6 protein-coding genes are annotated in these 4,932 nt (G+C 65.8%); 5 read left to right on the forward strand and 1 reads right to left on the reverse strand.

Going from position 1 to position 4,932, the window contains the following annotated elements; translation table 11 throughout:
• Both VFB33_17480 and VFB33_17485 read left to right on the forward strand, forming a co-directional pair.
• The coding region (locus VFB33_17480) for a hypothetical protein (GenBank protein HZO83488.1) at positions 1-224 on the forward strand (224 nt) is incomplete at its 5' end.
• A gap of 121 nt (positions 225-345) precedes the next feature.
• Entirely contained in the window at positions 346-1,572 is a 1,227-nt protein-coding gene (locus tag VFB33_17485) for a CaiB/BaiF CoA-transferase family protein (GenBank protein HZO83489.1), read from the forward strand.
• A gap of 69 nt (positions 1,573-1,641) precedes the next feature.
• Here the strand turns inward: VFB33_17485 and VFB33_17490 are convergent, their stop codons facing one another.
• Positions 1,642-2,574 (reverse strand): NAD-dependent epimerase/dehydratase family protein, encoded by a 933-nt coding sequence (locus VFB33_17490; GenBank protein ID HZO83490.1) that lies wholly within the window; start codon positions 2,572-2,574, stop codon positions 1,642-1,644.
• 222 nt (positions 2,575-2,796) lie between these two features.
• Between VFB33_17490 and VFB33_17495 the strand changes: the two genes are divergently transcribed.
• The 3 genes from VFB33_17495 to VFB33_17505 form a co-directional block, all read left to right on the forward strand.
• Entirely contained in the window at positions 2,797-3,234 is a 438-nt protein-coding gene (locus VFB33_17495) for a hypothetical protein (GenBank protein HZO83491.1), read from the forward strand.
• Positions 3,235-3,481: 247 nt separating this feature from the next.
• A complete protein-coding gene (locus VFB33_17500; protein ID HZO83492.1) occupies positions 3,482-4,171 on the forward strand; it encodes an enoyl-CoA hydratase/isomerase family protein in 690 nt (229 codons plus the stop codon).
• 153 nt (positions 4,172-4,324) lie between these two features.
• On the forward strand, positions 4,325-4,932 hold a 608-nt coding region (locus VFB33_17505), incomplete at its 3' end, for an ABC transporter ATP-binding protein (GenBank protein HZO83493.1).

A 4,932-nucleotide genomic window follows, 5' to 3' on the forward strand; every position in this document is an offset into this window, starting at 1 on the left:
AGGTGGCGCGCGAGTTCCCCCACGCGGTGTTCTTCGCCGGCAAGCTTATCTTCGAGGCCGAGCTGGAGGGATTCATCAGCCGTTTCCTGCACAACCATACCGCGATGGAATTGCAGAACTGGCTCCAGCTCCACGGCCTGAGCCTGGTGATTCTGCCGGTCCGCGTGCTGCCGCCGCCGGCCATTGCGGCGAACGAGCCGCAGCGGCGCCGCCAGGTGGCCTGAGCGGACTGTCGCCGGCTGCCCCTCGCTCTGCGCAGCGCGCGGGGTTGCGAAGCGCGCGCGGCGCTTGCTACAGCAAGCCTACGAATCTGCGGCGCTGCGCGCCGGGGAGAGGGCTCTTCGTATGGCAGGCCAGTTCCGCCACGTGCTCGACGGTTACACAGTCCTCGACTTCACCCAGTTCGTCGCGGGACCGACGGTGACGCGGCTGATGGCCGCGATGGGCGCCGAGATCATCAAGGTCGAGCTCGCGCCCGACGGCGACCGCGCGCGCCTTATCCCCTACGTGCGCGACAACCGCAGCGCCTATTACGTCCAGCACAACCTCGGCAAAAAGAGCCTGTGCGTGGACGCGCGGCGCCCCGAGGGCGCTGCGATCCTGCGCGAGCTGGCGGCCAAGGTTGACGTGCTGGTGGAGAACTTCGCCCCCGGCGCGATCGCGCGCCTGGGCTTCGGCTACGAGGAGGTGCGCAAGCTCAACCCGCGGGTCGTGATGTGCTCGGTCTCGACATTTGGCCAGACCGGCCCGCTCGCCAACGACCCTGGGTTCGACTTTATCGGCCAGGCCTACGCCGGCATCACCTCGCTCATCGGCGAGAAGGACGGGCCGCCGGTGATCCCGCTGATGGCGATCGGCGACGTCAGTACCGGCGTGCACGGGATGGGTGCGATCGCGTGTGCGCTGCTCCATCGCGAACGCACCGGGCAGGGCCAGTATATCGACGTCTCGCTGCTCGATTCCTATTTCGGCTACCACGACATGGGCCTGGAGCTTTACACCGCAAGCCGCGGCGCGTCCCGCGTCGAGCGCTCGGGCCGGCACTATCCAGGGCTCTGCCCGTGCGGCATTTTCAAGGGCAAGCAGATGTACTTCATCATCATGGCCTGGCTGGACCGCCATTGGGCGCAGTTCTGCGAGCAGGCGATGGGCCGGCCGGAGCTGGCGCGCGATCCGCGCTTCGCCGACAACCCGTCGCGGCTTAACAATCGCGACCAGGTCGTCGCGGTGATCGAGCAATGGCTTGCCTCGATGCCCGATGATGAGAAGTCGCTCGAGGTGATGCGCGCGGCGCGGATCCCGGTCGCGCCGATTCGTCCGCTCGAAGAGGTGATGAAGCATCCGCACTTGCGCGAGCGCGGCGCGGTCGCGACCGTGCACGATCGCGTGCTCGGCGACTTCCAGGTCCCCGGTTTCCCGATTCGCTTCTCGGAGCTGCCCGTCGATTCGAGCCTGCCGGCACCGCTGCTCGGCGAGCACAACGAGGAGATCCTGAAGAAGCACCTTGGCTATTCGAGCGATCGGATTGCCTCACTGGCGGCGGCGGGCGTCCTGCTGAGCAAGCCGTACTAAACAGCCTGCCAGACACCCCAACCAGCGACGTCTCCCTGAAAACGTTACGAATCCGGGTGCAGTCGCAGCCTACAGTCCGTGGTGCCGCAGCAGCTCGCGCACGCCGGCGTCGGTATCGACCTCGGGACTCCATCCGAGCGCCGCGCGTACGCGCGCAAGATCGGCGAGCGTGTCGCGGGGCTCGCCCGAGCGCGGCGGTTCGCTGACGCGCGGCCCGCCGACAAGGTCGGCGACATGATTGACGCTGAGCGCGCGGCCGCGACCAACATTGAGCGGCCGCCCATCGTCGAGCGCGCACTCCATCGCGGCCAGGTTGGCGCGGATGACGTCGCGCACGTGGGTAAAATCGCGGGTCTGGCCGCCGTCGCCGCGAATCGCAAGCGGCCGCCCATCGCGGCGCGCGCGGATGAAAGCGCCGATCACGGTCGCGTAGGCGCCTTCGAGATCCATCCGTGGGCCGTAGACGCTGAAGTAGCGCAGGCAGAGTGCGCCCAGCCCGTACAACCGATGGAACATGCGCACGTATTGCTCGCCCACCAGCTTCTGGAGTGCGTAGGGGCTTAGCGGGTTGGGCGTCATTGTCTCGTCCAGCGGTAGGCGCGCCTGCTCGCCGTACACCGACGACGAGCTGGAGAAGATGAGCCGCCGCACGCCCGCCTCGCGGGCGGCCAGCAGCACGTTGAGCGTGCCGTCCACGTTGACCAGATGGGTCTCGGCGGGGCGTTCGATAGACAACCCCACGCGGGGCAGCGCGGCGACATGGAAGACGCAATCGACTTGGGCGAAGGACGGGCGGATCGCGACGCGGTCGCGGATGTCCGCTTCAAAGAGCACGGCGCGCGGATTGAGGTTTTCGCGCCGGCCGGTGGAGAAGTTGTCCAGGACGCGGACGATGTAGCCGCGCTCGACAAGTGCGTCAACCAGATGTGAGCCGATAAAGCCCGCGCCGCCGGTAACCAGCACGACCCGCGGGCGCTGCTGCGTGCAACTGTCCTGCGCCATCGCCTAGAATCCTAACCGGTTCGCGATCGCGAGGCGATCTTGCGGCGCCGAGCTTTCATGCCTTTCGCGCTTCAGACCACGGAGTTGCCCGTGCATAATGCTGAACATTCCTCGGGCGGAATCCAATTCGGACTGCTTGCCCTTGGGGCCGCTTTGACGCTTGCGCTGTGTGCAACAGAGACAGGCGCTGCCGGACCAACCGCCGTCTCTGCTGTTGCAGGCATGCCAAATGCGCCGGGCACCGCGGCGTGCTGCTTCATGCCCGACGCCGCGGCATCGAAGATCGTGTCGGTGGCCAAGGGCGGCCACGCGATGGCCAAGGTGGTGATCCTGACCGAGGGGGTGGCTGTGAAAGAGACCGGGCCCAAGCCGACTGTCGCGCACTTCGGCGAAGTCTATGCCTTCGCGCCTTCCTTCATCGCCGTGCGTCGCGACGAACCGACCCGGATCACCTTGTGGAACCTTCAGCCCGACGACGAGCATGATTTTCTGGTCGAAGATCCGCACGGGCGCGCCCTGATGCATCTCAGGCTCGCGCCGCTCTCGAAAACCGCTTACGTCTTCACCTTCCATCGCGAAGGGCTGTTCGTTTTCCGCTGCGCAATCCATCAACCCGAGATGAACGGTCAGATCCTGGTGTTGCCGTCGGGGCGCAAATAGCCGTTTGGCAGGCAACGCCCGCCTGGACTAGGTTGCGGATACTATTGCTTAGGAGGGGTCGACCCACGCTAGCGCTGCTGCCACCCGAGGAGGCGCGCCGGCTCGGCAAAGAGGCCGGCATCGGATGATTGCGTGCTTTCTCAAGACCGCCCGGGTTCCGCTCGACGCCAACGTTCCGGGATGGCCGGAGGGCATGGCACCCGCGAAACCATAGGAGCCCCTTTCTCACCATCGGAGGACGCGCAAGATGCCTGGCAATTTCCTGCTTCAAAAGGACGGCGCGATCGCGACGCTTAGCTTCAACCGCCCCGAGCGGCGTAACTGCATGAATGTCGAAGTGATGCTGGAGATGGAGCGCATCCTGCTCGACTTTCGCGACGACCGCAACGTGCGCGCGATCGTCATCACCGGCGCGGGCCCCGCATTTTCGGCCGGCGCCGATGTCTCGGCACTCAAGGGCGTGACCGATCCGGCCGAGCGCCAGCGCATCTTTCGCGAGCGCGGCCGCCGTCTGCCGTCGATTATCGGGCGCTGCTTCGAGGCGATGTCCAACCTCGACCAGGTCGTCATCGGCGCGGTCAACGGTTACGCGGTGGGTGGCGGATGGGCGATCGCGCTGGGTTGCGACCTGGTGCTGGCGGCCGAAGACGCCGAGTTCTGGGTGCCGGAAGTGGACCTCGGGGTGCCATTCAGCGGCTTTCCGGTCAAGGTGTTGGCGGCGCGCGTCGGGCCGTGGCGGGCAAAGGAGATCGCGATCGGATGCCGCCATTACAAGGCGCCCGAGCTGTATACGATGGGTCTGGTCAACCGCGTGGTCCCGCGCGACGAGCTGATGGCCGAAGCGCTCAAACTGGCGCGCGAGATGGCGGGCAAAGCGCCGCGCGCGGTGCGTCTGACCAAAAGCGATATCAACAGCATCGTGATGGGCATACGCTAGGGCTGCCTCACTCGCGCGCCGCGCGGCGGATCATTTAAAGTAAATCTTTACATTCCTGACGATGCATTCGCGCGCCGTTGGGGCGCAGCGGAGCCCCGCCTGGCGCCCGGCATAGCCGCAAGCTGTCTCGAGCGGTTCAGCGCATGCGGCGATATGGTGGCGTCGGCATGGATTTCGCAGTGCTACGCCGATGCGATGACACCGCTGATCGAGACCATCGGGCTTGGCAAGACCTACCAGATGGGCGAGGTCGAGTTACGCGCGCTGTGGGACGTCAACCTGCGCGTCGAACACGGAGAGTTCGTCGCGATCATGGGCGCTTCGGGCTCCGGCAAATCGACTCTGATGAATATCATCGGATGCCTGGATCGCCCGAGCTGCGGGCGCTACCTGCTCGAAGGCGTCGATATCGCTTTGTTGGGTGAGGTCGAACTGGCGTCGATTCGCAGCCGCCGCATCGGATTCATCTTTCAGAGCTTCAATCTGCTTCCGCGCGCGACCGCGCTCGAAAACGTCGAACTGCCGCTTTTCTACCTTGAATGGAGCCATGCGGGCGAGGAGCGCGCCGCGCATCTTCTGGACCTGGTCGGGCTCAAGGGCCGCGGCCAGAATCGCCCCAACCAGCTTTCGGGCGGCGAGCAGCAGCGCGTGGCGATCGCACGCGCCATGATCAATGATCCGGCGATACTGCTGGCCGACGAGCCGACCGGAAACCTCGACTCGAGAAACTCGGCCGAAATCATGCAGATCATCCGCGGGCT

This window comes from Candidatus Binataceae bacterium, from assembly GCA_035650475.1.
Lineage (GTDB): Bacteria > Desulfobacterota > Binatia > Binatales > Binataceae > JAKAVN01.

Excerpts from the sequence above, each read along its gene's own strand:
- VFB33_17485 (HZO83489.1), top strand. The coding sequence starts at position 346 with ATGGCAGGCCAGTTCCGCCACGTGCTCGACGGTTACACAGTCCTCGAC.
- VFB33_17490 (HZO83490.1), bottom strand. The coding sequence starts at position 2,574 with ATGGCGCAGGACAGTTGCACGCAGCAGCGCCCGCGGGTCGTGCTGGTT.
- VFB33_17495 (HZO83491.1), top strand. The coding sequence starts at position 2,797 with ATGCCAAATGCGCCGGGCACCGCGGCGTGCTGCTTCATGCCCGACGCC.
- VFB33_17500 (HZO83492.1), top strand. The coding sequence starts at position 3,482 with ATGCCTGGCAATTTCCTGCTTCAAAAGGACGGCGCGATCGCGACGCTT.